At 67.7% G+C, this 25,951-nt stretch carries 22 protein-coding genes; 19 read left to right on the top strand and 3 right to left on the bottom strand.

Translation table 11 applies throughout. The annotated features are described in order from the left end of the window. Positions 1 to 184: 184 nt before the first annotated feature. From hslV to WBN46_RS06380, 5 genes are all read left to right on the top strand, one after another. The gene (hslV, locus tag WBN46_RS06400; protein ID WP_337730769.1) at positions 185 to 736 is read left to right on the top strand and encodes an ATP-dependent protease subunit HslV; all 552 of its coding nucleotides are present in this window, start codon (positions 185 to 187) and stop codon (positions 734 to 736) included. 68 nt (positions 737 to 804) lie between these two features. Beyond that, entirely contained in the window at positions 805 to 2,190 is a 1,386-nt protein-coding gene (gene hslU / locus WBN46_RS06395; protein ID WP_337730768.1) for an ATP-dependent protease ATPase subunit HslU, read from the top strand. Positions 2,191 to 2,288: 98 nt separating this feature from the next. Next, complete coding sequence (locus WBN46_RS06390) at positions 2,289 to 2,627, top strand: zinc ribbon domain-containing protein YjdM (RefSeq protein WP_337730767.1); 339 nt, start codon at positions 2,289 to 2,291, stop codon at positions 2,625 to 2,627. A 50-nt stretch (positions 2,628 to 2,677) separates the two neighbouring features. Further along, the gene (locus WBN46_RS06385) at positions 2,678 to 3,985 is read left to right on the top strand and encodes an NAD-dependent epimerase/dehydratase family protein (RefSeq protein WP_337730766.1); all 1,308 of its coding nucleotides are present in this window, start codon (positions 2,678 to 2,680) and stop codon (positions 3,983 to 3,985) included. Position 3,986: 1 nt separating this feature from the next. Further along, positions 3,987 to 4,451 (top strand): DUF2269 domain-containing protein, encoded by a 465-nt coding sequence (locus WBN46_RS06380; protein ID WP_337730765.1) that lies wholly within the window; start codon positions 3,987 to 3,989, stop codon positions 4,449 to 4,451. Between the two features lie 12 nt (positions 4,452 to 4,463). Here the strand turns inward: WBN46_RS06380 and WBN46_RS06375 are convergent, their stop codons facing one another. Further along, a complete protein-coding gene (locus WBN46_RS06375; protein ID WP_337730896.1) occupies positions 4,464 to 4,919 on the bottom strand; it encodes a nucleoside deaminase in 456 nt (151 codons plus the stop codon). Positions 4,920 to 5,079: 160 nt separating this feature from the next. Here WBN46_RS06375 and WBN46_RS06370 point away from each other — a divergent pair, with 160 nt between their 5' ends. From WBN46_RS06370 to WBN46_RS06345, 6 genes are all read left to right on the top strand, one after another. Then, on the top strand, positions 5,080 to 6,702 hold the full coding sequence (locus WBN46_RS06370) for a hypothetical protein (RefSeq protein ID WP_337730764.1): 1,623 nt from the start codon (positions 5,080 to 5,082) through the stop codon (positions 6,700 to 6,702). A gap of 350 nt (positions 6,703 to 7,052) precedes the next feature. After that, complete coding sequence (locus WBN46_RS06365; RefSeq protein ID WP_337730763.1) at positions 7,053 to 8,600, top strand: hypothetical protein; 1,548 nt, start codon at positions 7,053 to 7,055, stop codon at positions 8,598 to 8,600. A gap of 90 nt (positions 8,601 to 8,690) precedes the next feature. Then, positions 8,691 to 9,452, top strand: coding sequence for a bifunctional demethylmenaquinone methyltransferase/2-methoxy-6-polyprenyl-1,4-benzoquinol methylase UbiE (gene ubiE / locus WBN46_RS06360; protein ID WP_142123235.1), 762 nt, complete (start codon positions 8,691 to 8,693; stop codon positions 9,450 to 9,452). 118 nt (positions 9,453 to 9,570) lie between these two features. After that, positions 9,571 to 11,484 (top strand): M1 family metallopeptidase, encoded by a 1,914-nt coding sequence (locus WBN46_RS06355; RefSeq protein ID WP_337730762.1) that lies wholly within the window; start codon positions 9,571 to 9,573, stop codon positions 11,482 to 11,484. 3 nt (positions 11,485 to 11,487) lie between these two features. Continuing rightward, a complete protein-coding gene (locus WBN46_RS06350; protein ID WP_337730761.1) occupies positions 11,488 to 12,465 on the top strand; it encodes an alpha/beta hydrolase in 978 nt (325 codons plus the stop codon). Between the two features lie 11 nt (positions 12,466 to 12,476). Beyond that, positions 12,477 to 13,199 (top strand): hypothetical protein, encoded by a 723-nt coding sequence (locus WBN46_RS06345; RefSeq protein ID WP_337730760.1) that lies wholly within the window; start codon positions 12,477 to 12,479, stop codon positions 13,197 to 13,199. An 11-nt stretch (positions 13,200 to 13,210) separates the two neighbouring features. Here the strand turns inward: WBN46_RS06345 and WBN46_RS06340 are convergent, their stop codons facing one another. Both WBN46_RS06340 and WBN46_RS06335 read right to left on the bottom strand, forming a co-directional pair. After that, a complete protein-coding gene (locus WBN46_RS06340; protein WP_337730759.1) occupies positions 13,211 to 14,614 on the bottom strand; it encodes a diguanylate cyclase in 1,404 nt (467 codons plus the stop codon). 210 nt (positions 14,615 to 14,824) lie between these two features. Beyond that, positions 14,825 to 15,757 carry a carbohydrate kinase family protein gene (locus WBN46_RS06335; RefSeq protein ID WP_192200038.1) on the bottom strand — a complete coding sequence of 311 codons (933 nt, stop codon included), beginning with the start codon at positions 15,755 to 15,757 and terminating at the stop codon, positions 14,825 to 14,827. Positions 15,758 to 16,072: 315 nt separating this feature from the next. On the opposite strand from WBN46_RS06335, the gene WBN46_RS06330 reads away from it, so the two are divergent. The 8 genes from WBN46_RS06330 to WBN46_RS06295 all read left to right on the top strand — a co-directional run bounded on the left by WBN46_RS06330 (position 16,073) and on the right by WBN46_RS06295 (position 25,939). Continuing rightward, a complete protein-coding gene (locus WBN46_RS06330; RefSeq protein ID WP_055937350.1) occupies positions 16,073 to 17,119 on the top strand; it encodes a rod shape-determining protein in 1,047 nt (348 codons plus the stop codon). A 169-nt stretch (positions 17,120 to 17,288) separates the two neighbouring features. Next, positions 17,289 to 18,455, top strand: coding sequence for a rod shape-determining protein MreC (mreC, locus tag WBN46_RS06325; RefSeq protein WP_337730758.1), 1,167 nt, complete (start codon positions 17,289 to 17,291; stop codon positions 18,453 to 18,455). Beyond that, positions 18,452 to 18,937 carry a rod shape-determining protein MreD gene (gene mreD / locus WBN46_RS06320; RefSeq protein ID WP_192200040.1) on the top strand — a complete coding sequence of 162 codons (486 nt, stop codon included), beginning with the start codon at positions 18,452 to 18,454 and terminating at the stop codon, positions 18,935 to 18,937. Before mreC ends, mreD begins: the two co-directional genes overlap by 4 nt. Before the next feature lie 3 nt (positions 18,938 to 18,940). Then, positions 18,941 to 21,118 carry a penicillin-binding protein 2 gene (gene mrdA, locus WBN46_RS06315; protein ID WP_337730757.1) on the top strand — a complete coding sequence of 726 codons (2,178 nt, stop codon included), beginning with the start codon at positions 18,941 to 18,943 and terminating at the stop codon, positions 21,116 to 21,118. Beyond that, positions 21,115 to 22,251, top strand: a complete 1,137-nt coding sequence (gene rodA / locus WBN46_RS06310; RefSeq protein WP_192200042.1) for a rod shape-determining protein RodA — start codon at positions 21,115 to 21,117, stop codon at positions 22,249 to 22,251. Before mrdA ends, rodA begins: the two co-directional genes overlap by 4 nt. Before the next feature lie 61 nt (positions 22,252 to 22,312). Then, on the top strand, positions 22,313 to 23,449 hold the full coding sequence (gene mltB, locus WBN46_RS06305; RefSeq protein ID WP_337730756.1) for a lytic murein transglycosylase B: 1,137 nt from the start codon (positions 22,313 to 22,315) through the stop codon (positions 23,447 to 23,449). Beyond that, complete coding sequence (locus tag WBN46_RS06300) at positions 23,446 to 24,618, top strand: septal ring lytic transglycosylase RlpA family protein (RefSeq protein ID WP_337730755.1); 1,173 nt, start codon at positions 23,446 to 23,448, stop codon at positions 24,616 to 24,618. The genes mltB and WBN46_RS06300 overlap by 4 nt, the downstream gene beginning before the upstream one ends. Before the next feature lie 118 nt (positions 24,619 to 24,736). Next, positions 24,737 to 25,939 (top strand): D-alanyl-D-alanine carboxypeptidase family protein, encoded by a 1,203-nt coding sequence (locus WBN46_RS06295; RefSeq protein WP_337730754.1) that lies wholly within the window; start codon positions 24,737 to 24,739, stop codon positions 25,937 to 25,939. Positions 25,940 to 25,951 lie beyond the last annotated feature (12 nt).

The raw sequence follows: 25,951 nt of genomic DNA, 5'->3' as shown, positions 1-25,951 counted from the left end.
AGTCGCGACGCAGCAGGCACGTCCCGGCGCGTTGTCCGATGGTGGCTGCAGAGACGGGTCCGTGATGGTCCGAGCCATGCGGTCGCAACTCACGTCGCTCCCGCAGGAGATCAATCAAGTCGAAGGTCATGCTTGAACCGGGGACCGGCGTCCCCACCTCTGGGGGAACACCCCGGAGGCCTCCATGGACCCCAGCCAGAACCCGAACGTCTTCCACGCCACCACCATCCTTTGCGTACGTCGCAATGGCCACGTCGCCGTCGCCGGCGACGGGCAGGTGACGCTGGGCCACACCGTGATGAAAGGCAATGCGCGCAAGGTGCGCCGGCTCGGCCGCGACGGCCAGGTGCTGGCCGGTTTTGCGGGCGCCGCCGCCGATGCCTTCACGCTGTTCGAGCTGTTCGAGGCCAAGCTGGAAAAGCACGGGCAGCTGACGCGTGCCGCCGTGGAGCTGGCGAAGGACTGGCGCACCGAGCGCCGCCTGGGCAAGCTCGAAGCGTTGCTCGCCGTCGCCGACAAGGAGACGTCGCTGATCATCAGCGGCACCGGCGACGTGATCGAGCCGGAGGACGGCATCATCGCCATCGGGTCCGGCGGTTCGTACGCATTGTCCGCCGCCCGCGCGCTACTCGCGCACACCGAACTGGACGCGAAGTCCATCGCTGTTGAAGCGCTGAACATCGCCGGCGACATCTGCATCTATACCAACCGCAACGTAGTGGTCGAAGAGCTCTGACGCTCCCGCCATCCACGTGCCCCGTCCATCGCGGCCGGGGCTGAAGCCCCTCCTACAGAACCATCGCCATGACCGAAAACACGTCCTCCACCATGACCCCGCGCGAGATCGTGCAGGAACTCGACCGCCACATCGTCGGCCAGCACGCCGCCAAGCGCGCGGTCGCCATCGCGTTGCGCAACCGCTGGCGCCGCATGCAGCTGGATGCCGGCCTGCGCAACGAGGTGATGCCGAAGAACATCCTGCTGATCGGCCCGACCGGCGTAGGCAAGACCGAGATCGCGCGCCGCCTGGCCACGCTGGCCAACGCGCCGTTCGTGAAGGTCGAGGCCACGCGCTTCACCGAGGTCGGCTACGTGGGCAAGGATGTCGAGCAGATCGTCCGCGACCTGGCCGACACGGCGGTGAAGATGTATCGCGAACAGGCCAAGGCGCGCATGCGTACCCAGGCCGAGGACCGCGCCGAGGACCGCATCCTGGATGCGCTGCTGCCGCGACGCGAAGGCGCCGGCGGCGGGTTCGGCTTCGGTGCGAACACCACCACGGTCGACATCGGCGCGGAGCCATCGTCGAAAGAATCCGAGACCCGGCAGAAGCTGCGCCGGCAGTTGCGCAACGGCGACCTGGACGAACGCGAGATCGAGCTGGAGCTGGCCGCCAATGTCGGTGTCGACATCATGACGCCCCCCGGCATGGAGGAGATGGGCCAGCAGCTCCGGCAGATGTTCTCCAACCTGGGCGGCAACAAGACCCACAAGCGCACGGTGACGATCAAGGCCGCGCGCCCGCAGCTGGTCGAGGAAGAGGCCGCCAAGCTGGTCAACGAGGACGACATCCGCGCCGCCGCCATCGAGGCCTGCGAGCAGCACGGCATCGTCTTCATCGACGAGATCGACAAGGTTGCCAAGCGCGGCGGCAACATGAGCGGCGGCGACGTCAGCCGCGAGGGCGTCCAGCGCGACCTGCTGCCGCTGGTGGAAGGCAGCAATGTGTCGACCAAATACGGCACGGTGAAGACCGACCACATCCTGTTCATCGCCTCGGGCGCGTTCCATCTGGCCAAGCCCAGCGACCTGATCCCGGAACTGCAGGGTCGCTTCCCGATCCGCGTCGAGCTCTCGGCCCTGAGCAAGGAGGACTTCATCCGCATCCTCACCGAGCCCAAGGCTGCGTTGAGCAAGCAGTATGTCGAGCTGATGAAGACCGAAGGCGTGACGCTGCGCTTCAGCGACGATGCCATCGACCGTCTTGCCAAGATCGCCGCGCTGGTCAACGAACGCCAGGAAAACATCGGTGCGCGGCGCCTGCATACCGTGCTGGAGCGCCTGCTGGACACGTTGAGCTACGAGGCGCCTGATCGCGATGGCCAGAGCGTCACCATCGACCGAGCGTATGTCGATGCGCACCTCGGCGAGCTGGTGCAGGATCCCGACCTGAGCCGCTACATCCTCTGACGCCACGAACCCGCCGCGAGGCGGGTTCTTCGTTTACGGGAGGGGAGTCCGAGCCGTCGGTTACAATCCTGCACCGTCCGAACGATGTCGTCCCTCCCATGAGCACGCTGCCGCCCTGCCCGCAATGCCGATCCGAGTACACCTACGAGGATGGCGTGCAGCTGGCCTGCCCGGAATGCGGCCATGAATGGTCCGCCGGCACAGCCCTCGCAGACGATGACGCGCGCGTCATCAAGGATGCCAACGGCAACCCGCTGCAGGATGGCGACACCGTCACCGTCATCAAGGACCTGAAGGTCAAGGGTTCTTCGCTGGTGGTGAAGGTGGGCACCAAGGTCAAGAACATCCGCCTGGTCGATGGCGACCACGACATCGACTGCAAGATCGACGGCATCGGCGCGATGAAGCTCAAGTCGGAGTTCGTGCGCAAGGCCTGATCCTGCGCTGCCCTTCATTTCCACGGACACGGAACGACCGCATGGCAGGCATGGCGCAGCGATCTCCCGAGGGAAATGGACGCACCGTGCTGGTGGTCGGAGGTGCGGGATTCATCGGAGGCTATCTGGTGGCGGCGCTCCATCGCCACGGCTGGCGCGTGCTGCGCGCAGTGCGTCCGAAGGAACACGCGCTCGCGGATGACGAGCGCGCCTGCGACCTGATGGCGATGCAGCGTCCCGAGAATTGGAGGCCACTGCTGGACGGCGTGGATGCGGTGGTCAATGCCGCAGGCATCCTCCGCGAGGAGGGCGGGCAGACCTTCGGGGCCGTGCACGTGGCTGCGCCGCTGGCGCTCGCACACGCCTGCGTGGACCGTGGCGTGAAGCGGTTCGTGCAGGTCTCCGCGCTCGGCCTGCCGGAAGACGGGCCCTTCATCGCGTCCAAACATCGTTTCGACGAACAGCTCGCCGCGCTCGCCGTCTCGTCCGTCGTGCTGCGTCCGTCGGTGGTCTATTCGGTCAGTGGTTCCTACGGCGGCACATCGCTACTGCGCGCCCTGGCGGGATTCCCGGGCGCGCAGTGGCTGCCGGGCGATGGCCGCTGGCAGGTGCAACCCGTCGCAGCCGAAGACGTGGGCGAACTTGTCGCGCGCGCGGTCGATGGCACGGTCTCCGGCACCTACGAAGTGGGCGGCCCCGCGCCGATGTCGTTGCACGACTATCAGCGGCAATGGCGACGCTGGTTGCGCGTTCCCGGCGAACGCGTTGTGGCCGTGCCGGAAGCCTGCGTCTCGCTCGCGGTATCGGTGATGGAAGCCGTGGGGCGGGGGCCTGTCGGGCGAACGATGTGGCGCATGTTGCGACGGGGCAACACGACGGCACCGGAGGCGGCCGACCGACTGGAGGCCTCGTTCGGGCTGCGGCCTCGTACGCTTGCGGAGGCCCTGGCGCAAGCGCCCAGCCAGGTGCAGGACCGCTGGCAGGCGCAGCTGTACTTCCTCGCGCCCGCCCTGCGCTGGGCCGTGGTGGCATTGTGGCTGCTGTCGGCATTGGCCGGCCTCGTCACGCCGGCCGCCGACATCCTGCGATTGTCGTCGGGCACGCCGTTGGCCGCGTGGGAGCCCATCATGCTGGCGCGCGTGGGGGGCGTGGCCGATCTCCTGCTGGGCCTCTGGCTGGCCAGCGGCTGGCGCCCCCGTGCCGCCATCGGCGCGATGCTGCTTCTGCTGGTGGCCTACACGCTGCTGCTCGGCGGCATGGTCCCGGCGCTGTGGTGGGATCCGCTGGGCGGAATGGCCAAGAACCTGGTGTTGCTGCCTGCATTGGCAGTGCTGTGGGTCCTGACGGAGCGACGCTGAGATGACCTACCTGTGGGTGAAGTGGATCCACATCCTGGCCTCCACGCTGCTGTTCGGCACGGGGCTGGGTATCGCGTTCTTCATGTGGCTGGCGCACCTGCGCGGCGATCCGCGCGTGATCGCATCCACCGCGCGCACGGTGGTCATCGCCGACACCTGTTTCACTGCGCCGTCCGTCATCGTGCAGCTGGCCACGGGCTGGTGGCTGACCCGATTGCTGGGGCTGCCACTGGATGTCTTCTGGGTGAAGGCGGCACTGATGCTGTTCTTCGTGATCGGTGCGTGCTGGCTGCCGGTGCTGTGGCTGCAGATCCGTGCACGTGATCTGGCCCTGCAGGCGGTGGCAGCATCGCAGCCGCTGCCGCCGGCCTACTACCACGCGATGCGCTGGTGGTTCTGGCTCGGCTGGCCTGCCTTCATCAGCGTGATCGCGATCTTCTGGCTGATGGTGATGAAACCGGCCTGAGGGCCGCAGGCTTCAGTCCTCGCCGATATCCTCGTTCCACACCTCGGGATTGGCGCGGATGTAGTCGCCCAGCAGGTCGATGCATTCCCGGTTCTGCAGATCGATGACATTGACGCCGGCTTCGCGGAGCCAGTCGATTCCGCCCTGGAAATTCACCGATTCGCCCACCACCACGGTGCCGATGTTGAACTGGCGCACCAGTCCGCTGCAGTACCAGCAGGGTGCGAGCGTGGTGACCATGATGGTGTCCTGGTAGCGCCGCTGGCGACCAGCCTTGCGGAAGGCATCGGTCTCGCCGTGCACGGAAGGATCGCCTTCCTGCACGCGGCGGTTGTGGCCGCAGCCCAGCAGTCGCCCGTCGTCGTGGTACAGCGCGGCCCCGATCGGAATGCCACCTTCGGCCAGACCTAGGCGCGCTTCGGCGATGGCGGTTTCGAGGAGGGCGCGGTAGTCGGGCACGTGGCTCATGAAGGGGTCGTCGTCGGCATGCAGCGTGACGCTGCTCAAGAATCCAGCATCACACATCCCCGAATGTGATGCCACTCACGGCGCGCATGATGCGTGCGCACTACAACGCCTCACGCGCGCGCGGCGCGCATCCGCATGACGATGGAGTGGGGGAGTGGACATGGAGACGCGAGCGGCGAAGGGTCGCAGGTGGACGATCATCGTGCTGGCGATGCTGGGTCTTGCCGGGATGGGTGATGTCCGCGCGCAGACCATCGAACAGGGGCTGCTGCAACTGGAGTGGGGCGATCCCGCGCGGCCGGCCCCCGGACAGGCACGCCTGCAGCCCCGCTTCAACGCGCATCTGGTGAAGGACGATGGCAGCCGCATCGTGCTTGACGCGGCGCAGGCACGCCTGGCAGCAGGCGATCTGTATGTGCTGGCCAATCGCCGCGTAGCGGTGGCGTTCGCGGCACAGGGGCGCGTGATGTCGTCCGCGCCGGCCATCCAGGCCATCGTGCCGGCGGATCGGGTCACGCAATCGGCGCCCGTGCACCCCGCCAACGCGCGCGTGATGGCCGCAGCGCCCGTGGGTGGCAACACGCGCTGGGTCACGCTGATGTGCAAGTTCAGCGACATCGATGCCGAGCAGAAGAACAAGGCGTTCTTCGATTCCCAGTACGGCGAGGCGGTCGGGCAGCTAGGCCACTACTGGCGCGAGGTGTCCTACAACAAGATCGACCTGACGGGCAGCAGTGCGTACGGCTGGTTCACGCTGCCGCAGCCCCGCAGCCAGTACGTCACGCAGGAGAACGGCAAGGACAAGGCCGATCTCAGGAAGCTGTTCGCCGATTGCGGTGCGGCGGCGGACGCGACGGTGGATTTCAACAGCGTGCAGGGCGTGAACATGATGTTCAACGGCAATCTGGATGGCTATGCCTGGGGTGGCGGGAGCTGCGCGCCGCTGGAAGGCAGGACCAACTTCTGCACGCGCGTGACGTGGAATCCGCCCTGGTCCTTCAGCAACCTTGCGCCACTCGCGCACGAGATGGGCCACGGTTACGGCTTGCCGCATTCGGACAACTCCGACGGTGACGACGACACCTACGACAATCCGTGGGACGTGATGAGCGATGGCTGGGCCAATGCAGTGGGCGACGCCACGTACGGCACGCGCCCCAAGCACATCAACATGTTCCAGCGGCACCGGTTGAACTGGGTGGACGCGGCGCGCCAGCGGGTGATCGCGCTGGGCGATCTGGCCACGCGCGAGATCGCGCTGGACTATGCCCACCTGCCAACGTCCGGCGATGTGCAGATGCTGGTGCTGTCACTGTCGCCGCAGGCGGATCCGTACGCGACCATCGTCTACACGCTGGAGGCGCGCAGGCGTCAGGGTGCCTACGAGAATGCACTCGCCGGCGACGCCGTGATCATCCACAGGGTCGAGCGCTCGGGTACCGCATACAGCGTCGATGCCGACGTGCCGGCGGCCAATCGCGCGAACAACGAAGGCTCCATGTTCAAGGTGGGCGAGCGCTGGGTTACGCCCGAAGGGTCGCATGTGGTCACCGTCAAGGCGCAGACGGCGACCGGCTTCGTGTTGACGATCGGTCCGCCGCGCGTCATGAGCAGTCCGCTGCCCGCACTGGTGAGGACGACGCCCGTGACGTCCTCATCCGCGTCATCCCCGGTCGTCGCGCCGGCGAGCGGCAATGGCGTGCGCGCGATGCCACCTGCCCGTTGCAGTTCCGCGCGTACGGGAAACTCGCGCGCGGCGGTGTGCACACTGCGCGAGCGCTGAGCCGTAGGGGATCTCCCGACACGCTCCGGCATTCCCTGACGCGGCGCCAGTGCGCGGCGTTGTCCGCGAACACGATGAGGTTCGCGTTCGATTCCTGCACTGCATCGCAGTTCGGAACATCCGTGTCGCGAATGGGCGCATTCGCCGCGAAACCGGCTCAAGACCCGCGCAAGCCAGCCGACACCCCCCATGGCGGTGTCATGTCGGCCCGCCGATCGTGAGCGGGGTCGCGCGTGTTCAAACACCGATCGGCCGATGCACGGCAGATGAGCGTTCGGGCGCTCATCACCGGATGTGTATTGGCATTGGCAGGCACTCTTCCGGCCTTTCCGCTGCGGGCGGAAACCGTCGTGCAAGGCATCCTGCAACTGCAGTGGGCGGACCCTCCGCGCGCGCTGCCTGGCCGGGTGCAGGCAGCGCCGCAACTGGACGTATGGCTGGAAACCGGTCCTGGCCAGCGCATGCCGCTGGATGTCGCGCAATCCCGGCGCGCGGCCGGCGACCTGTATGCGCTGGCGAACCGCCATGTCGCGGTGTCGTACCAGGCACCGGCCACGAAGGTGATGTCGTCCTCGTCTGCACGCTCCGTGATCGACACCATCGTGCCCACAGGACGGGTTCCGCAACGGGCGACGTCGATGGGTGCGGATGGCCGCGTGATGGCCGCGGCGCCCGTGCTCGGCGCGACGCGCTGGGTGACGCTGATGTGCAAGTTCGCCGACATCGAAAGCGAGCAGAAGCCACGCGCGTATTTCCAGGAGCAGTACGGCAACGCGCCGGGCCAGCTGGGCCACTACTGGTCGGAGGTGTCCTACGGCCAGGTCAACCTTGCGGGAAGCACCGCGCACGGCTGGTACACCTTGCCCCAACCGCGAGTCGCGTACCTGACCACCACCAACGGCAAGCAGAAGGCCCAGCTGTCCACGCTTTTCGCCGACTGTGCGGCGGCGGCGGATGCCGAGGTGGACTTCAGGAACATCCAGGGCGTCAACCTGATGTTCAACGGAGAACTGGATGGCAATGCATGGGGCGGCGGCGCCTGCGCGACGCTCGACGGCGTATACACCTGCACACGGGTGACGTGGAGTCCGCCCTGGTCGTTCATCAACCTCGCTCCGCTCGCCCATGAGATGGGGCATGGCTACGGGTTGCCGCATTCCGACAATTCCGACGGTGACAGCGACACCTACGACAATCCGTGGGACCTGATGAGCGATGCCTGGCGCAACGCCACCAGCGATACGACCTATGGCCTGCTGCCCAAGCACATCAACATGTACCAGCGCGAGCGGCTGGGCTGGTTGCCGGCGTCGCGCAAGCGCACCATCGCCGCCGACAACCGCGAGACGCAGGAGTTCGTGCTGGATGCCGCCAGTCTGGTGCAGACGACCAATGCGCAACTGGTCGTGCTGGCCATGCCGTCGCAGCCGGATCCGTACAAGACCGTGATCTACACGCTGGAAGCGCGGCGGCGCACCGGGACCTACGAGGCCAAGCTGGCCGGTGACGCGGTGATCATCCACAAGCTGGAGGATTACGGCATCGCCTACAGCGTCGACCGTGATGTTCCCGCCGCCACCCTGTCGAGCAATGAAGGCTCGATGCTGAAGGTGGGCGGTCGCTGGAACACGCCCGACGATCTGCATTGGGTCGAGGTGGTGTCGGCGACGGCGAATGGCTTCGTGGTGCGCATCGGGCCACGACCGCGCTCGATGAGCTCGCCGGCGCCCGTGCTCGTGAGGCCGGCCACGGTCGCGGCTTCTTCGTCGCCGCCGGTCAGCCAGCCACCACGCGTGACGCCGGTGGCCGTCGCGGCCGGCAGGGCCCGCAGGCGCGGCTGCGACGTCCTGCCCAGGGCGCTGCGCCTCCAGGCCGTGTGTGCGCTGATGGAGCGTTGAGCACTCAGGCCGGGGTCGCCCGGCCTGCTTGGATACGGGGTGGATGCCCTGGGCGTGGGCTGGCCCGGCCGGTAGTGCGATAATCCGGTGATGAGCGAATCCCCCTACGAACGCGGCACCACCCATTTCGGCTTCCGCGATGTCGCCGCCAAGGACAAGCAGAAGCTGGTGGGCGAGGTCTTCACGTCGGTCGCCGGCAACTACGACCTGATGAACGACCTGATGAGCCTCGGCATCCATCGGGTGTGGAAGCGCTACTTCGTGGGCACCTGCCAGGTGAAGCGCGGCGACCGCGTGCTGGACCTCGCGGGCGGCACGGGCGACATCGCCGCATTGCTGAAGGACCGCGTGGGCGACACCGGGCAGATCGTGCTGGGCGACATCAATGCCGGCATGTTGTCGGTGGGCCGCGACCGCATGACCGACCGCGGCCTGGTCCAGGGCCTGGAGTACGTGCAGTGCAACGCCGAGGCGCTGCCGTTTCCCGATGCCAGCTTCGACCTGGTGACCATTGCCTTCGGCCTGCGCAACGTCACCGACAAGGACGCCGCGCTGCGCGACATGCACCGCGTGCTGAAGGTCGGTGGCCAGGCGCGCGTGCTGGAGTTTTCCGAAGTCACGGTGGACTGGTTCAAGCCCGTGTACGACTTCCACTCGTTCAAGGTGTTGCCGAAACTGGGGAAACTGTTCGCGCAGGACGCGGACAGCTACCAGTACCTGGCCGAGAGCATCCGCAAACATCCGCCGCAGGCCGAACTGCAGGGCATGATGGATGCTGCGGGCTTCGCGCGGACGAGCTACAAGAACCTCTCCGCCGGCATCGTGGCCATCCATACCGGTTACAAGGTCTGACCCACGCTGTGCAGGACCCCGCAGGAGTGCCCACGGGGCACTTCTGCAACGGAAACGGGTCGATCAGGAAGGTGGCGCGGTAAACTGCCCGCTTCCCCCGATCGCTGGAAGTCCCCTGATGCGTTCACTGGCTTTGCTGTTGTCCTGCGCCGCCGTGCTGGTGGCCGGTTGCTCCAAGGAACCTGAATCCGCCCCCGTGGCCGCCATGCCCAAGCCCGCCATCGAGAAGGCCGTCGACCGCGACGAGCATTCCTATGCCGAACCGCAGAAGGTTGCCATCGCCGACCTGGCGCTGGACATCGCGGTCGACTTCGACACCAAGACGATCGGAGGCACCGCCACCTACACCCTGGACTGGAAGGACAAGGCCGCCACCCAACTGGTGCTGGACACGCGCGACCTGACCATCACGAAGGTCGAGGGCGAAGCCGACAACGCCTGGGCGCCGCTGCAGTACGCACTGGCAACGAAGGATCCGGTGCTGGGCAGCAAGCTGACCATCGAGACGCCCGCGCGCAACACCAAGGTCAGGGTCACCTACACGAGTTCGCCGGAGGCCTCCGGCCTGCAGTGGCTGACACCGGAAATGACCGAAGGCAAGCAGCTGCCCTTCATGTTCAGCCAGTCGCAGCAGATCCACGCGCGCAGCTGGGTGCCGCTGCAGGACACGCCGCAGGTGCGCTACACCTACAGCGCGCACGTGACCTCGCGTCCGGACGTGATGGTGCTGATGAGCGCCGACAACGATCCGGCCGCCGTGCGCGACGGCGACTACACCTTCAAGATGCCGCAGAAGATCCCGTCGTACCTGATGGCGATCGCCGCGGGCGACCTGGTCTTCAAGCCGATCTCCGCCCGTAGCGGCGTATGGGCCGAACCGGCGATGGTCGACAAGGCCACCAAGGAGTTCGAAGACACCGAAAAGATGATCGCCACCACCGAGCAGCTGTACGGCCCCTACCGCTGGGACCGCTACGACATGCTGGTGCTGCCGCCGTCGTTCCCGTACGGCGGCATGGAAAACCCGCGCCTGAGCTTCATCACGCCCACCGTGATCGTCGGCGACAAGACGCTGGTCTCGCTGATCGCGCACGAGCTGGCGCACAGCTGGTCGGGCAACCTGGTGACCTTCTCCAGCGCCAAGCACGGCTGGTTGAACGAGGGTTTCACCAGTTACGTCGAGAACCGCATCGTCGAATCCCTGTATGGCAAGGAACAGGCCAGCATGGAATACGCGATCGCGCGCAACGGCCTGAAGAAGGAAATCGGCACGATGCCGGAGGCCACCCAGGCGCTGGCAGTGAAGCCGGGCACGAAGCTGGATGCCGACGACGCGCTCAGCGCCGTGTCCTACGACAAGGGCGCCTGGTTCCTGCAGATGCTGGAGGAGCGTTTCGGCCGGCAGGAGTTCGACGCCTTCCTGCGCGGCTACTTCGATCACTTCGCTTTCCAGAGCATCACCACCGAGCAGTTCCTGGACTACGCGAAGAAGAACCTGTTCGACAAGCATCCGAACCTGGTCAGCGATGCCGAGATCCAGGAATGGATCTATGCGCCGGGCATCCCGGCGCGCGCTCCGCAGGTGCAGTCGCGCGGCTTCTCCAGCACCGACACCGCACGCATCGCCTGGCAGGGAAGCGGCCAGTTGCCGAACCCGCAGGTCACCGGCACCTGGATCACCCAGCAGTGGGTGCACTTCATCGAGGGCATGGGCGACAAGCTGACCGTGGCGCAGCTCAAGCAGCTCGACGACGCGTATCACTTCACGGGTACCGCCAATGGCGAGATCGCGATGCGCTGGTATCCGCTGACGATCCGCAGCGGCTACGTGGACGCGCGTCCGGAGATCGCCAGGTTCATCGAGCGCGTCGGCCGCCGCAAGCTGATCATGCCGATCTACGAAGAACTGGCGAAGACACCGGACGGCCTGGCCTTCGCACGCGAGAGCTTCGCGCGCGCCAGGCCGGGCTACCACCCGATCACGACGGGTTCGGTCGAGGCGACGCTGGCGAAGGCACCGGCGGGCCCGTAAGGCATGCCGCTCCGCCTGACCCGCGCACGGACGGTCGCCCTGGGGGCGGCCGTTCTTGTCTGTGCACTGGTGGCGTGGGCATGGCGGGACCCGATGGCGCCGCTGCGTGCCGTCATGGCCCTGCAGGGAGCGTGGGTCGGGCTGTCCGAGAAACGCATCGTCATCGGCGACCACCGCTGGGCCTACGACGAGCGCGAAGCGGCGTCGGACGATGCCCCGACGGTGGTCATGGTGCATGGCTTCACCGGCAGCAAGGAGAACTGGTATCCGCTCGCGGCGCGGCTGCGCGGCCGGTACCGGCTCGTCATCCCCGACCTGCCGGGCTGGGGCGAGAGCCAGCGTGTCGCCGGGGCCGACTACGGATTCTCCGCGCAGGCCGGGAGGCTGTCGGCGTTCCTGGCGCAGGTCCGGCGCGATGGCAGCCCGATCGTGCTGCTCGGCCATTCGATGGGCGGCGGCATCGTGGCGATCACGTCGGCCCGGCATCCGGAAGTCGTCGCGCGTGTGGGCCTCGTCGATGCGGCAGGCGTGCGGTTCGCCGACAACCGCTTCGGCATCGAGGTGCTGGCCGGGCAGAATCCGTTCGCCGTCCACGATGCCGCGTCGCTGCAGCGCTACCTTGATACTGTCTTCCACGATCGCGGCGTGCAGCCGTCCATCCCGTGGCCGGCATCGCGGGCGGTGATCGACTGGCGTATCGCGCAGGCGCCATTCGAGCAGCAGGTGCTGGACCGGATCGGCCGCAGCGACGAACGTTTCCTGCCCGGCGAAGCGGCTGCGGCGATCCGCCAGCCGGCGCTGCTGCTGTGGTGCCGGCAGGACCGCGTGATCGATCCCAGCGCGATGGCGCTGTATGCCGCGAAGATGCCGCAGGCCATGCAGGTTTCACTCGATGGTTGCGGCCACATGTCCATCATGGAAAAACCCGACGAGGTGGCGGCCGCAGTCGCCCTGTTGATCCAGCGAGGCGTACCCCGATGAAGAAGCACGCAATGAAGTCCCTCCTGCTGGCGATCGCCTGCCTGGCCGTCTCGGCCTGCGGCGATCGCGAAGCCGAACGCGCCGCCGCCGCCGCAGCGCAGGCCGCCGCCGTCGAGCAGCAGGCGGCCGAACTGGCGAAGAAATACGACAGCGCCGTAGCCTCCAGCGACTGGGACATGGCGCGCATCCACGGCGTGGCGCTGCTCGACCAGTATCCGCAGAGCGAGGCGGCTGCTCGCATCGGCCCGGCCCTGGATGACGTGAAGGAAAAGGCTGAAGCCGCGCGCGAGCAGCGCCGGATGGAAGCCCTGTGGGATTACTCGCAGGTCGGCACCGATGGCGGCACGCAGCGTTCGGCCGCGCTGCTGAGCAAGGAGCCCGTGGATGTGGACGGCAGCGGGGCCAAGCCGGTGCAACTGGTGTTCCGCGACCATCCCACCTGGAAGCGCAGCAGCTACCTGGTGCTGCAGGCGAGCGACTTCGCCCGCGCCTGCTACAGCCGCTGCCAGGTGTCCGTGGTCGCCGACGGCGCGGCGCCCCGGCGCATGTCGGCCAACCGTCCGGATACCGATGAAGCCACCGCGATGTTCATCGACGACGAGAAGGCCCTGTGGCGACTCGCGCGCAAGACGAAGGTGCTGGAGATCGAGTTCACGGTGAAGGATGGCGGCACGCACAAGGCCGTGTTCGAAACGGGCGGCCTGGACGGCAGCCAGATGCCGGGATGGGAATGAGGCCGACGGTGCTACGCCACCACCCGGTTGCGCCCCGTCGCCTTGGCGCGATAGAGCGCCACGTCGGCCTGGCTGAGTAGCCGTTCCAGCGCATCGGCACTCTCAGGACTGGAGGGCGCGGACACGCCGACGCTTACCGTGATGTCGAGGACGCGTCCGTCGTCCAGCGGCATGGGTTCGCCTGCGAGTTCGCGCAGGCGCTCGGCCACGGCGATGGCCGACACCGCGTCGACCCCCGGCAGCAGGACGGCGAACTCCTCGCCCCCCAGGCGACCGAACAGGCCGTCTTCGCGCAGGTGCGAGCGCATCCGTTGCGCGAAAGTCACCAGCACGGTGTCGCCCGCGGCGTGCCCGTGTCGGTCGTTGACCGACTTGAAGTGGTCGATGTCCAGCATCATCGCGGCAACGGGTTGGCCATGCCGATGGGCGTGCGCCATCAGGTCGCCGCCGCGGCGCAGGAAGGCGCGACGGTTCAATGCGCTGGTCAGCGCATCGTGGTCGGCGGTGTGGTTGAGGGTGGCGAGCAGGCGGTTGCGCATCGCGTTGACGCTGGCGACCGTGAGGGGTGCCACGGCCAGCAGGGCCATGCCCATGCGCAACGAAATGACCGGCTGCACGCTGGTCTCCTGCAGTTGCAGATCGATCAGGCCCGTCGCGATCGCGATCAGTGTCCACATGCACAGCAATGCCGTGATCACCGCCGTGGTGAACAGCCGATACGCCAATGCGCACCACAGCAATGCCGGCACCGGGAACGCGATGGCGCCGGGGCCGCCGATGGCCACGCCCAGCAGGATTGTCAGCGCCAGCGCGACCAGCGGCATCAGCAGCAGGGGCCGCTGGCGTGCGCGGTCCAGTCCGTCGCGGAGTTCGCGAAGCGCTTGCCCGGGCGCGGGAGCCAGCAGGACGACCGGCAGGACGGCGACGTAGCTGACCAGTTCGGCGGAAAACCAGAAACCGCTGGCGGTCAGGAAGCCCATCCGCATCATCGCGTGGGAGGTCAGGCTGCCCACCAGGCTCGCGCCCACCGCCGCCGTTGCCGATACCGCCAGCACCCACAGCATGGACAGCGGATGCTGCAGGCGGAGGTCTTCCTCGCGGATGTGCCGGAACACGAGATACCCGGCCAGTACACCCGCCAGGTTTGCCGCCGTCAGGCGCACGGTGGTGGGCAGCGAGGTGCCGGTGAGCAGGTCCGCCGCGACATAGCCCAGCGCCGCCGCAGCCCAGCCGGCGGGTGACGCCAGCGCCGGACGGCGCGCGAACAGCCCCAACAGCAATGCATTGGTCAGCCAGAACGCGGCCAGCTGCTTCTCGGGACGGGTCAGGATGCCGAGGCCGCTGGCAAGGAAGACCACCACGGCGACCAGCAGGGCCTGGCATGACAATCGACGGAACAGGGCGATGGCGGGCACGGGATCGCTTGGATCCCGTGGAATGGGTTGGCGTTGCTGCCCGACCATGCTGCCCCTGCCTGATTGCTGACGGCGCGGGGACCGGCGCCTGCGCCATCCCCCGGTCTTACCTTACGCATTGCGCATCGGCAGCGCGAGTGTGCCGGCGGGCCGGAGGCGTGTCAGCCGCAGCCAAGGCCACGGCGGGAAGCGGGGCTGCGCTGGTTGCGGTTACAGCGAATAGCCAAACTGCTGCTTGAACTGTTCGTTGAACTCGTCGTAGTCGAAGCGCTGGTTCTGGGTGCCCGGGTGCTCGACTTTCAAGGCCCCCATCAGGTTGCCCATGCGGCCGATGGTCAGCCAGTCATAGCCCTTCTCGATGCCGAAGATCAGGCCGGCGCGGAAGGCGTCGCCACAGCCGGTGGGGTCGGTCACGCGGCGCTCGTGCGCCGGCGGGATGTCGTAGGTCTTGTCCGGCGTATGGATCTGCGAGCCATGCGGGCCACGGGTGGTGATGTAGGCCTTCACGCGCTTGACGATGTCGGCCTCGTTCCAGCCGGTGCGTTCCTGCAGCAGGTTGGACTCGTAATCATTGACGGTCACATAGTCCGCCAGTTCGATGAAGTTGCGCAGTTCCTCGCCGTTGAACAGCGGCATGGCCTGGCCCGGGTCGAAAATGAAGGGAATCCCGCCTTCCGCGAACTCGGCCGCGTTCTGGATCATGCCCTCGCGTCCGTCCGGGCTGACGATACCGAAGGTCACCCCGGCTACGTCCTTCACGTGGTTCTCGTAGCTGCGCATCATCGCGCCCGGATGGAAGGCGGTGATCTGGTTGTTGTCGTGGTCGGTGGTGATGAACGCCTGCGGGGTGAACAGCTCGTCGATCACCTTCACCTTCTCCAGGCGGATGCCCTGCTCGGTGAAGTGCTCGCGATACGGGCCGAAATCCTGCCCCACCGTGGCCATCGGGATCGGATCCCCGCCCAGCAGCTTCAGGTTGTAGGCGATGTTGCCCGCGCAGCCGCCGAACTCGCGGCGCATGCGCGGCACCAGGAACGACACGTTCAGGATGTGCACCTTGTCCGGCAGGATGTGGTTCTTGAACTGGTCCGGGAACACCATGATGGTGTCGTAGGCAAGGGAACCACAGATCAGTGCGGACATCGGCAGACTCGGTTGGAGGCGGATGCGGCCGTCCCGGGCCGCAGGAAAATCGGGACGTGCGCCCCATTCCCGGTGCGCCGGTGCGAAGGTTACCGGCTGGGGCCGGTGCCGACCAGCCTTGATCCGGCGCTGCCGGCCGCGCGGTCGCCAGGACCATGCGTGCGGGCGGACGCAGCGAACAGCGGTTTTCCCCGTGTATTCACGAGATTTTTCCTTGCCCGCACCATGCCGGATTGTTAGGCTAGCTGACTTCGTTTTTTGCCCAAAAAATCGCCATTTCAAGGCGATCCGCCCCCAGCAGGAACCCGTCCCCCGATGTTCAAGAAGCTCCGCGGCATGTTCTCCAACGACCTGTCCATCGACCTGGGCACGGCCAATACCCTGATCTACGTGCGCGGGCAGGGCATCGTGCTGAACGAACCCTCGGTCGTGGCGGTGCGCCAGGACCGTGCCATCGGCGGTTCGCGCTCGGTCGCGGCGGTCGGCGCGGAGGCCAAGCAGATGCTCGGCCGTACCCCGGGCCACATCACCACCATCCGCCCGATGAAGGATGGCGTGATCGCCGACTTCACCTACACCGAGGCGATGCTGAAGTACTTCATCAAGAAGGTGCACAAGTCGCGCTTCCTGCGCCCCAGCCCGCGCGTGCTGGTGTGTGTGCCGGCAGGCTCCACTCAGGTGGAGCGCCGCGCCATCAAGGAATCGGCAGAAGAGGCCGGCGCGCGTGACGTCTACCTGATCGAGGAGCCCATGGCGGCCGCGATCGGTGCCGGCATGCCGGTGACCGAGGCGCGCGGTTCGATGGTCATCGACATCGGCGGCGGCACCACCGAGGTGGCGGTGATCTCGCTGAACGGCATCGTCTATTCGCAGTCGGTCCGCATCGGCGGCGACCGCTTCGACGAGTTCATCACCAACTACGTGCGCCGCAACCACGGCATGCTGATCGGTGAGGCCACGGCCGAGCGCATCAAGCTGGAGATCGGCTGCGCCTACCCGCAGGCCGAGGTGCAGGAGATGGAGATCTCCGGCCGCAACCTCGCCGAGGGCGTGCCGAAGATGATCAAGATCAACTCCAACGAAGTGCTGGAAGCCCTCCACGAGCCGCTGTCCGGCATCGTCAGCGCGGTCAAGCTGGCGCTGGAACAGACCCCGCCGGAACTGTGCGCCGACGTCGCCGAGCGCGGCATCGTGCTGACCGGCGGCGGCGCCCTGCTGCGCGACCTCGACCGCCTGATCAGCGAGGAGACCGGCCTGCACGTGCAGGTGGCCGACGACCCGCTGACCTGCGTGGCCCGCGGTGGCGGTCGTGCGCTGGAGCTGGTGGACATGCACGGCAACGAGTTCTTCGCGCCGGAATGAAGAACGGAAAGGGGAACCGGGAGTTGGGGATGGGCATGTCGCCCGTCCGTGTTCCTGGTTTTCCCGACCCGCGTCCGCTTCCGCAGCCGTTGCCGGAGGCGCACGATTCGAGACGCCGTCCGCGCGCGTTTTCCCATTCCCGATTCCCCCTTCCCGACGCCCGGCCCTGATGCCTTCCTACGCCGGTCCCCCTGTTGCCTCCCGCCCCGGTGAAGTCGCCAGCACGCTCCGGTTGCTGGGCTATCTGGCGCTGACCATCGCGCTGGTGATCCTGGACCATCGTGGTGGCTGGCTGTCGCAGGTGCGTGCGCAGGCCAACGTGGTCACGCAGCCGTTGTGGTGGCTGGCTGGCCTGCCCGGCCGCGTGACCACCCGCGTACAGGACGATGCCGCGACGCGCAGCGGGCTGCAGGAAGAGAACGCGCGCCTGCGCAACGATGCGCTGGTCGCCAACGCCCGGCTCGCCCGCCTGCAGACGGCGGCGGCCGACAACGCGCAGTTGCGCGCGCTGCTGGGCGTGAAGACGTCCCGCGGACTGGACGTGCAACTGGCCCCCATCCTGGACATCGACCTGGCACCCGGCCGCCAGCGCCTGGTGCTGGATGCGGGCAGCCGCGCGGGGGCTACCGTCGGGCAGTCGGTGATCGACGCGGGCGGCCTGATGGGCCAGATCATCGAGACCACGCCTGCCCATGCCACCGTGCTGTTGCTGACCGATCCCGACCACGCGGTGCCGGTGGTGATCGCGCGCAACGGCGTGCGGCTGATCGTCTATGGGCGCGGCCGCAGCGATCTGCTGGAACTGGCCGATGTGCCGCTGAACAGTGGCGCGCAGGTGGGCGACCTGCTGGTGACCTCCGGCCTGGGCGGCCGCTTCCCGGCCGGGTTCCCAGTCGGCACGATTTCGGCCCTGCGTCCGGATGACAGCCACGCGTTCCTGATCGGCGACGTCACGCCGGCCGCACGCCTGGACCGCGGCCGCGACGTGCTGCTGCTGAAGTCCGCACCGCCACAGCCGTTGCCGCCGGCCGATCCGGCGCGGTTCCTGCCCGAAGCGTCGTCGCCCGTGGAAGGCGCGACCCAGCCCGAAGGCGTGCCGGCGTCCGCGCCCGCGACCCAAAGCCCCTCTCCCGCCGGGAGCGGGGTTGGGGTGAGGGGCAACGAAGGCAGTGTAGGCGCCGCCGAACAAGCCTCTGCCGCGCCCGCGACGGGTTCTCCGCGAGCGCCGAACACTGCGAACGTCCCGACCCTCACTCCAACCCCGCTCCCGGGGGGAGAGGGGCTCAACGCACGCGCCCGACGCACTGAACCTCCGCCGCAGGAGCCGCAACGATGAGTCGCTCGCGTGCGGGCTGGCTGATGCCGGTGAGCATTGTCATCGCCCTGCTGCTGGGCCTGCTGCCGTTGCCCGACCTGCTGCAGCCGCTGCGTCCCTACTGGCTGGCGCTGATCGTGGCCTACTGGGTGATCGAGGCGCCGGACAGTGCCGGCCTCGGTTTCGCCGTCGCCATCGGCCTGGTCGCCGACCTGATGTTCGGGACCCTGCTGGGCGAACAGGCGCTGCGGCTGCTCATCATGGCGTTCATCCTGCAGCGCTTCCGCGCGCGGTTGCGTTTCTTCCCGATGTCGCAGCAGGCGCTGGCCATCGGTGGCCTGCTGCTCAACGATCGCATCGTGACCACGGTGGTGCACCTGGCGTTGGGCGAACCGACGCTCCCGTGGGAATACTGGTGGGCGCCGCTGCTGGGCATGTTGCTGTGGCCGCCGCTGTTCGTGTTGATGGACGCGCTGCGGCTGGGTCGCCGCAAGCGGGGCTGAGCGATGATCGGGCCGCGCCGGCGCAGCAAGAACCCGCATGCCGAAGCCGACCAGTTCCGTCGGCGTGCGGTGACGGGCTTCGTGGTGGTGGCGCTGTGCCTGATCGGCCTGGGCGCCTGGTACTTCAAGCTGCAGGTGGTCGACCATGACGACTACGCCACGCGCTCGGAAGCCAACCGCATCCGTCCGCGCCCCGTTGTGCCCGGCCGCGGCGCCATCTACGACCGCAACGGACTGCTGCTGGCGGAAAACGTGCCGGCGTTCCGGCTCGACGTCACCCCGGACAAGGTGAAGGAACCGGCGAAGCTGGTGGCCGAACTCGGCAGGATCATCGAACTCTCGCCCGAAGACATCGAACGCTTCGAGGCCACCCGCAAGACCACGCGCGGGTTCCGCCCGATCACGCTCAAGCTGCGTGTGGGCGAGGAGGAAATGGCGCGCTTCGCGGTGGACCGCTGGCGTTATCCGGGCGTCGAGCTGGTGCCGTACCTGACCCGGCGCTATCCCTACGGCGACCTGTTCGCGCACATCGTCGGCTATGTCGGCCGCGTGGACGAGAAGGACCTCGAGCAACTCGGCGAGATCAATTCCGCCCTGACCCACATCGGCAAGACCGGCCTGGAGCGCTACTACGACGAGCAGTTGCGCGGGAAGATCGGCTACGAGAAGGTCGAGACCAACGTGGAAGGGCGCGCGCTGCGCGTGGTCGGCCGCGTGCCTGCGCAGGCAGGCACCGACCTGCGCCTGAGCGTGGATGCGACGCTGCAGCAGGCCATCGTCGATTCGTTCGGCGAGCTGGAAGGGTCGGCCATCGCGGTCGATCCGCGCACGGGCGAGGTGCTGGCGATGGTCAGCCTGCCCAGCTACGACCCCAACCTGTTCGTCAACGGCATCTCCAGCAAGGATTTCAGGGCGCTCAACGAGAATCCGTCGCGGCCGCAGTTCAACCGGCTGGTGCTGGGCGGCGTGGCGCCGGGTTCCACGCTGAAGCCGCTGATCGCGCTGGCCGGCCTGGACAGCGGCAAGCGCAAGCCTGAGGACACCGTGGTCTCCACGGGCATGTTCTACCTGCCCGGTACGAGTCGCGGCTGGGGCGACGCGAGCCGGCGCGGCCACGGGGTGACCGATCTGCGCAAGTCGATCTCGCAATCCGTCAACACGTACTACTACCGTCTCGCGCTGGATCTGGGCATCGAACAGTTCGACCGGTACATGGAGCATTACGGGTTCGGCGAACCCACGGGCATCGACCTGCGCGGCGAGATCGACGGGATCCTGCCGTCGCCGCAGGCCAAGCTCAAGGCGCGCAAGGAGCGCTGGTATCCGGGCGACACGGTGAACGTCGCCATCGGGCAGGGCGACTGGAAGGTCACGCCGCTGCAACTGGTGCGGGCCACGGCCGGCATCGCCAGCGGGCAGATGCGGCGGCCGCACCTGGTCAGACAGACGCGCGTGGGCTTCGATCGGCCATGGGAACCGACGCCGCAGCCTGCGCCCATCGCCATCAGTCCCAACCCGGCGAACGTGGAAGTGGTGCGGCTCGGCATGCAGGACACAATGCAGCCGGGCGGCACGGGCTGGCGCGTGGCCCAGGGTGCGTCGTACCTCATGGCCGGCAAGACCGGCACCGCGCAGGTGATCAGCCGTCGCGGTACCGCCGCCGTCGATCCGCGCAGCCTGCCGATGCACCTGCGCCATCGCTCGTTGTTCGTCGGCTTCGCGCCGGCCGACAACCCGACCATCGCCATCGCCATCGCGGTGGAGGGCGGCGGTTACGGCGGCAGCACCGCCGGCCCGATGGCGCGCAAGATCTTCGATGCGTATCTGCTGGGGAAGATGCCGGAGAAGGAGGGCGAGGAGGCGGCGCCCGCAGGCACGGCGCCCGCCACATCGCCGGCAACGGCACCCGTGCAGCCGACGAATCCGAACCCGAATCCAAGCCAGGTTCCGGGCCCCTCTCGCTCGGGCGGGGCGCCCGCTCAAAGCCCCTCTCCCATTGGGGGAGGGGTTGGAGTGAGGGTCGGCGAAGAGCGGATGGGCGGAGATGCTCATGGCGTGGCCGCGCTCGTACCTTTGCGCTCGAACATGTCCGCCACCGCGTACGCCCCGACCCTCACCCCAACCCCTCTTCCGGGGGGAGAGGGGCTTGAAGCCGCTTCTGCGGTGCGGAGGCAGGCATGACCGACCTGCTGCGCTGGGGCTTCGACCTGCTGCGCCATCTGCTGCGCACGCTCGATTGGCCGTTGCTGGGTGCGCTGGTCGCCTTGATGGCGATCGGCCTGGCGGTGCTGTACAGCGCCGGTGGCGAAGCGTTGGGCGCGCGCCTGATGCTGGCGCAGGGCGTGCGCTTCGGCGTCGGCCTGGCCGCCATGTGGGCACTGTCGCGCGTCACACCGGTGCGGTTGCGCGCGTGGACACCCGGCGTGTTCGCGGTGGCGCTGGTGCCGCTGGTGCTGGTGCTGTTCATCGGCACGGGCAAGCACGGCGCGCACTGGATCGACCTGAAGGTCTTCTACCTGCAGCCCTCCGAACTGTTGAAGATCGCGTTGCCGATGATGCTGGCGTGGTACCTGCATCGCGAGCCGCTGCCACCGGGCTGGCGAACGACCTTCGTGTCGGCGCTGCTGATCGGGTTGCCGACTGGCCTGATCCTGATGCAGCCGGACTTCGGCACGGCGATGCTGGTCGCTGCGAGCGGCGTGTTCGGCCTGTACCTCGCGGGGCTGTCGTGGTGGTGGTTCATCACGGCGGGCGTGCTGGGCGGCACGGCGGTGGGCCTGGTGATGTTCGCGCCGATCTCGTGGTTCTCGTTCCTGCGCGAATACCAGCAGAACCGCATCCTGACCTTCCGCGACCCCGAGAACGATCCGCTCGGCGCGGGCTGGAACATCCTGCAGTCGAAGATCGCGATCGGCGGCGGCGGCTGGACCGGCAAGGGCTGGGGGCAGGGCTCGCAGTCGCACCTGGATTACCTGCCGGAGCACACCACCGACTTCATCTTTTCGGTGCTGTCCGAAGAATTCGGCTGGGCCGGCGTGGCCACGGTGCTGGCGCTCTATCTGTTCGTGGTGGGGCGCTGCCTGTGGATTGCGATGGACGCGCGCGACACGTATTCGCGCCTGCTCGCCGGTACGCTGGGGATGGCGCTGTTCGTCTACGTCATCGTCAACGGCGGCATGGTGTCCGGCCTGTTGCCTGTGGTCGGCGTGCCGATGCCGCTGCTGAGTTACGGTGGCACGTCCGCGGTATCGCTGCTCGCGGGCCTGGGACTGGTGATGGCGGTGCGCGCGCACCGGCCCGTGCACGGGTATTGATGCCGCATCACGACGTGCTCCGTTCACCCTGCCCGCAAAATCGCGTGCTACCCTCGCGCCGATGATGCGACACGCACTTTCCTCTCTGCTGGTGCTGGGCCTTGCGTCCTGCGCCACACCGCAACCGCCGCCGGCTTCTTCGGCGACTCCCTCCGCTCCTGCTCCGACGACGCCCGCCGAAACCTCGGTCGAGCGCGTCGCCGAGGTGCCCGCCGAGGTGCTGAAGCCGGTCGATTTTCCCACCGCGCGCGCGCAGTTCGTGCGCGATACCGCGGCGAAGTACGGCATCGCGCCCGCCGAGATCGAGGCCACGCTGGCCAAGGCACAGTTCCTGGACAGCGTGGTAGCCGCGATGTCGCGTCCTGCTGAACGCGTGAAGCCGTGGAGCGAGTACCGGGTGGGCTTCCTCACCCAGACGCGCATCGACGGTGGCCGCACGTTCATCGCCGAGCACCGCGACGAACTGGCCCGCGTCGAACAGCAATACGGCGTGCCTGCCGAAGTGATCGTGTCGATCATCGGCGTGGAGACCAACTACGGCGGTTTCACCGGTCGCCACAAGGTGCTGGATGCGCTGTACACGCTGGCATTCCGCTATCCGCGCAGCGGCAATCCCGAGCGCACGGCCTACGAACACCGTCGCGAGCAGTTCTTCCGCGACGAACTGGCGCAGCTGTTCGCGCTGGGTCGCGAGGAGAAGCTCGACATCGCCTCGCTGACCGGCAGCTATGCCGGCGCGATGGGGCTGGGCCAGTTCATGCCATCCAGCTACCGCGAGTTCGCGGTGGATGGCAACGGCGACGGTCGTCGCGACCTGTTCACCACGTATCCGGATATTTTCGCGTCCATTGCCAACTACTTCCGCAAGAAGGGCGGCGAACGCGGCGGCTGGGTGCCGGGCGGTGCGGTGGTCGCACGTGCGCAGTTGCAGCCGGGCTTCGCCGAGTTCAATCCGGAAACGTGGACGCCCGACTACACGCTGGCGCAGCTGGCGGAGAAGGGCTATCGCCCGCTCGATCCCGTCGCCCCCGACGCCACCGCCACGCTGGTACAGCTGGATGGCGCCGACGGCAAGCAGTACTGGCTGGGCTTCCAGAACTACTACGCGATCACGCGCTACAACAATTCGAAGATGTATGCGATGGCCGTGCACCAGCTGTCGCAGGCCATCGCGGGCCGAGAGATCCCGTCGGCATGAAGTGGCTGGCATTGCCCGTGCTGGCAGTGGCCCTGGCCGCGTGCGGCACGGCGCCGAAGAAGTCCCCGTCGCCTTCCGCAACCGGCGGTGCGGTCCGGCCGTCGCCAACGGCGCCTTCGCCCACCGTCGCCGGCAAGGACTGCTCGCGTTACGCCCCGGCCCAGGAAAACCTGGCCACGCGCGGCGACTACACCGCAGGCGGTCTCTACAAGCCGGGCGTGTCGGATACCACGCCGGATCATGTGCCGGACCTGGACTGCATCCGCGAACCCGTCGTCACCGCCGAGGCGCGCTCGCGCGTGGGCAACAAGTCGCCCTACTCGGTGCTCGGCAAGCAGTACCGGGTGCTCGACCGCGTCGATGGCTACGTGGAGCAGGGCACGGCGTCGTACTACGGCAACAAGTTCCACGGCCGCCGCACCTCCAACCAGGAGGTGTACGACATGTACGCCTACAGCGCGGCGCACAAGTCGCTGCCGCTGCCCAGCTTCGCCCGCGTCACCAACCTGGACAACGGCAAGTCGGTGGTGGTGCGGGTGAACGATCGCGGGCCGTTCCACGAAGGCCGCGTGATCGACCTCAGCTATGCAGCGGCCGTGCGCCTGGGCATCACCCAGCGCGGCACCGGACGTGTCGAGGTGCGCGCATTGACGCCGGACGACAGCACGCTGGCCACCGCGCCCGCGCCTTCCGCGATGGATCACCTGGTCGGACGTTTGCCGCAGGACACCGCGCGCTACCACGTGCCTGCCAAGCCGGGTGATGCGCCGAGTGCGGCCGGCTTCGAAGCGTGGATGAAGGCCAACGGCGTGCGCGTGGCGTCCGGCAAGCCCGGGGCACCGGTTGCATCCCCGGTTTCCAGCGTCGCGCCGCCGCCGCAGCCGGTACAGGCCGCGACAGCACCATCTGGTGCCGCCGCGGAATCGGCATCACCGCCTTCCGCCCTGCAACTGCAGGTCGCCAGCTTCTCGAGCCGCGACAACGCGGACCGGGCACTGGCACGTCTCGCGGCGGCCGGCATCGTCGATGCGCGGCTCAGCGACGTCCCCGGCCAGGGCCGCACGCTGTGGCGCCTGCGCGTGGGCGCACCCGATGTCGCCACGGCGGAAGTCCTCGCCGGCAGGATCGCGAGCCTGGGTTTCGGCCGCCCGCAGGTGGTCCGCGAGTAACCCTGCAAGCCGCCTGTTCGCCGGTTTTTACGTCTTTCCAACCCAACCCGCGGCCGGCCTCCCTACAATGATCGCCTTGAATCGTCAGGCCCACGGCCTCGCCAGGAGTTTTCCGCCGATGAAGTTCCGTTTCGTCCTTGCCGCGCTCGCGACCACCGCCATGGGCCTGGCCATCGCCCAGACCCCGGCGCCGACCCCGCAACCCGCCACCGCACCGGCGTCCGCCGCCGTGGCCATCCCGCCCGCGCCCACGCCCACCGCTACTGCCTGGGTGCTGATGGACTACATCACCGGCCAGGTATTGGCGGGCGAGAACTACAACGAGCGCGTCGAACCGGCCAGCATCACCAAGGTCATGACTTCGTACGTGCTGGCGGCCGAACAGAAGAACGGCAAGATCAAGCCCACCGACCAGGTGATGATGAGCGAGCGCGCCTGGCGCGAGGGCGGCGCCGGCACCGATGGCAGCTACAGCGGGTTCGCCGTCAACAAGACCGCATCGTTGCTGGACATGGAGACCGGCATGGCCGTCCAGTCCGGCAACGACGCCGCCATCGCGCTGGCCGAACATGCTGCCGGCAGCCAGGAAGCCTTCGCGGCACTGATGAACAACTACGCCGCGCAGATCGGCATGAAGGGTTCGCATTTTGCCAACGCGCATGGCCTGTCGGCACCGGAGCACTACTCCACCGCGTACGATCTGGCCCTGCTGGGGCGCGCGCTGATCCGCGAATACCCCGAGCAGTACGCCTTCAACAAGATCAAGGAATTCACGGTTGGCGCCATCACCCAGCCGAACCGCAATCTGCTGCTGTGGCGCGACCCCAGCGTCGACGGCATCAAGACCGGCCACCATTCCGCTGCCGGCTACTGCCTGATGAGCTCGGCCAAGCGCGGCGACCAGCGCCTGATCGCGGTGGTGATGGGTTCCACGTCCGAGAAGCAGCGCGCCGACGACAGCCTGGCGCTGTTGAACTGGGGCTTCCGCTTCTACGAGACGCACCGCCTGTACGAGCCCGGCAAGGCCATCGCCACCCAGCGCGTGTGGAAGGGCAAGACCAAGGACGTGCAGCTGGGTGTGGCGCAGCCGATGCTGGTCAGCGTGCCGCGTGGCCGCTACGACGACCTGAAGCCGACCATGGACGTGCCGAAGACGCTGGTGGCGCCGATCACCGCAGGCCAGGCCATCGGCACGGTGAAAGTCACGCTGGACGGCAAGGTGGTCGCGCAGTCGCCGCTGGTGGCGATCACCGCCATCGAGGAAGCCGGCTTCTTCAAGCGCCTGTGGGACGCCTTCTGGATGTGGTGGGAGTCGGAGTGATCTGCCACGCGC

Origin of the sequence: Pseudoxanthomonas sp. CCNWLW251, assembly GCF_037402255.1 — a bacterium.
Lineage (GTDB): Bacteria > Pseudomonadota > Gammaproteobacteria > Xanthomonadales > Xanthomonadaceae > Pseudoxanthomonas_A.
Note: the sequence above shows the minus strand (reverse complement) of the source record. Positions and strands in the feature narration are given on the sequence as shown.

Coding starts and splice junctions, on each gene's coding strand:
- hslV (WP_337730769.1), top strand. CDS start 185: ATGGACCCCAGCCAGAACCCGAACGTCTTCCACGCCACCACCATCCTT.
- hslU (WP_337730768.1), top strand. CDS start 805: ATGACCGAAAACACGTCCTCCACCATGACCCCGCGCGAGATCGTGCAG.
- WBN46_RS06390 (WP_337730767.1), top strand. CDS start 2,289: ATGAGCACGCTGCCGCCCTGCCCGCAATGCCGATCCGAGTACACCTAC.
- WBN46_RS06385 (WP_337730766.1), top strand. CDS start 2,678: ATGGCGCAGCGATCTCCCGAGGGAAATGGACGCACCGTGCTGGTGGTC.
- WBN46_RS06380 (WP_337730765.1), top strand. CDS start 3,987: ATGACCTACCTGTGGGTGAAGTGGATCCACATCCTGGCCTCCACGCTG.
- WBN46_RS06375 (WP_337730896.1), bottom strand. CDS start 4,919: ATGAGCCACGTGCCCGACTACCGCGCCCTCCTCGAAACCGCCATCGCC.
- WBN46_RS06370 (WP_337730764.1), top strand. CDS start 5,080: ATGGAGACGCGAGCGGCGAAGGGTCGCAGGTGGACGATCATCGTGCTG.
- ubiE (WP_142123235.1), top strand. CDS start 8,691: ATGAGCGAATCCCCCTACGAACGCGGCACCACCCATTTCGGCTTCCGC.
- WBN46_RS06355 (WP_337730762.1), top strand. CDS start 9,571: ATGCGTTCACTGGCTTTGCTGTTGTCCTGCGCCGCCGTGCTGGTGGCC.
- WBN46_RS06350 (WP_337730761.1), top strand. CDS start 11,488: ATGCCGCTCCGCCTGACCCGCGCACGGACGGTCGCCCTGGGGGCGGCC.
- WBN46_RS06345 (WP_337730760.1), top strand. CDS start 12,477: ATGAAGTCCCTCCTGCTGGCGATCGCCTGCCTGGCCGTCTCGGCCTGC.
- WBN46_RS06335 (WP_192200038.1), bottom strand. CDS start 15,757: ATGTCCGCACTGATCTGTGGTTCCCTTGCCTACGACACCATCATGGTG.
- WBN46_RS06330 (WP_055937350.1), top strand. CDS start 16,073: ATGTTCAAGAAGCTCCGCGGCATGTTCTCCAACGACCTGTCCATCGAC.
- mreC (WP_337730758.1), top strand. CDS start 17,289: ATGCCTTCCTACGCCGGTCCCCCTGTTGCCTCCCGCCCCGGTGAAGTC.
- mreD (WP_192200040.1), top strand. CDS start 18,452: ATGAGTCGCTCGCGTGCGGGCTGGCTGATGCCGGTGAGCATTGTCATC.
- mrdA (WP_337730757.1), top strand. CDS start 18,941: ATGATCGGGCCGCGCCGGCGCAGCAAGAACCCGCATGCCGAAGCCGAC.
- rodA (WP_192200042.1), top strand. CDS start 21,115: ATGACCGACCTGCTGCGCTGGGGCTTCGACCTGCTGCGCCATCTGCTG.
- mltB (WP_337730756.1), top strand. CDS start 22,313: ATGATGCGACACGCACTTTCCTCTCTGCTGGTGCTGGGCCTTGCGTCC.
- WBN46_RS06300 (WP_337730755.1), top strand. CDS start 23,446: ATGAAGTGGCTGGCATTGCCCGTGCTGGCAGTGGCCCTGGCCGCGTGC.
- WBN46_RS06295 (WP_337730754.1), top strand. CDS start 24,737: ATGAAGTTCCGTTTCGTCCTTGCCGCGCTCGCGACCACCGCCATGGGC.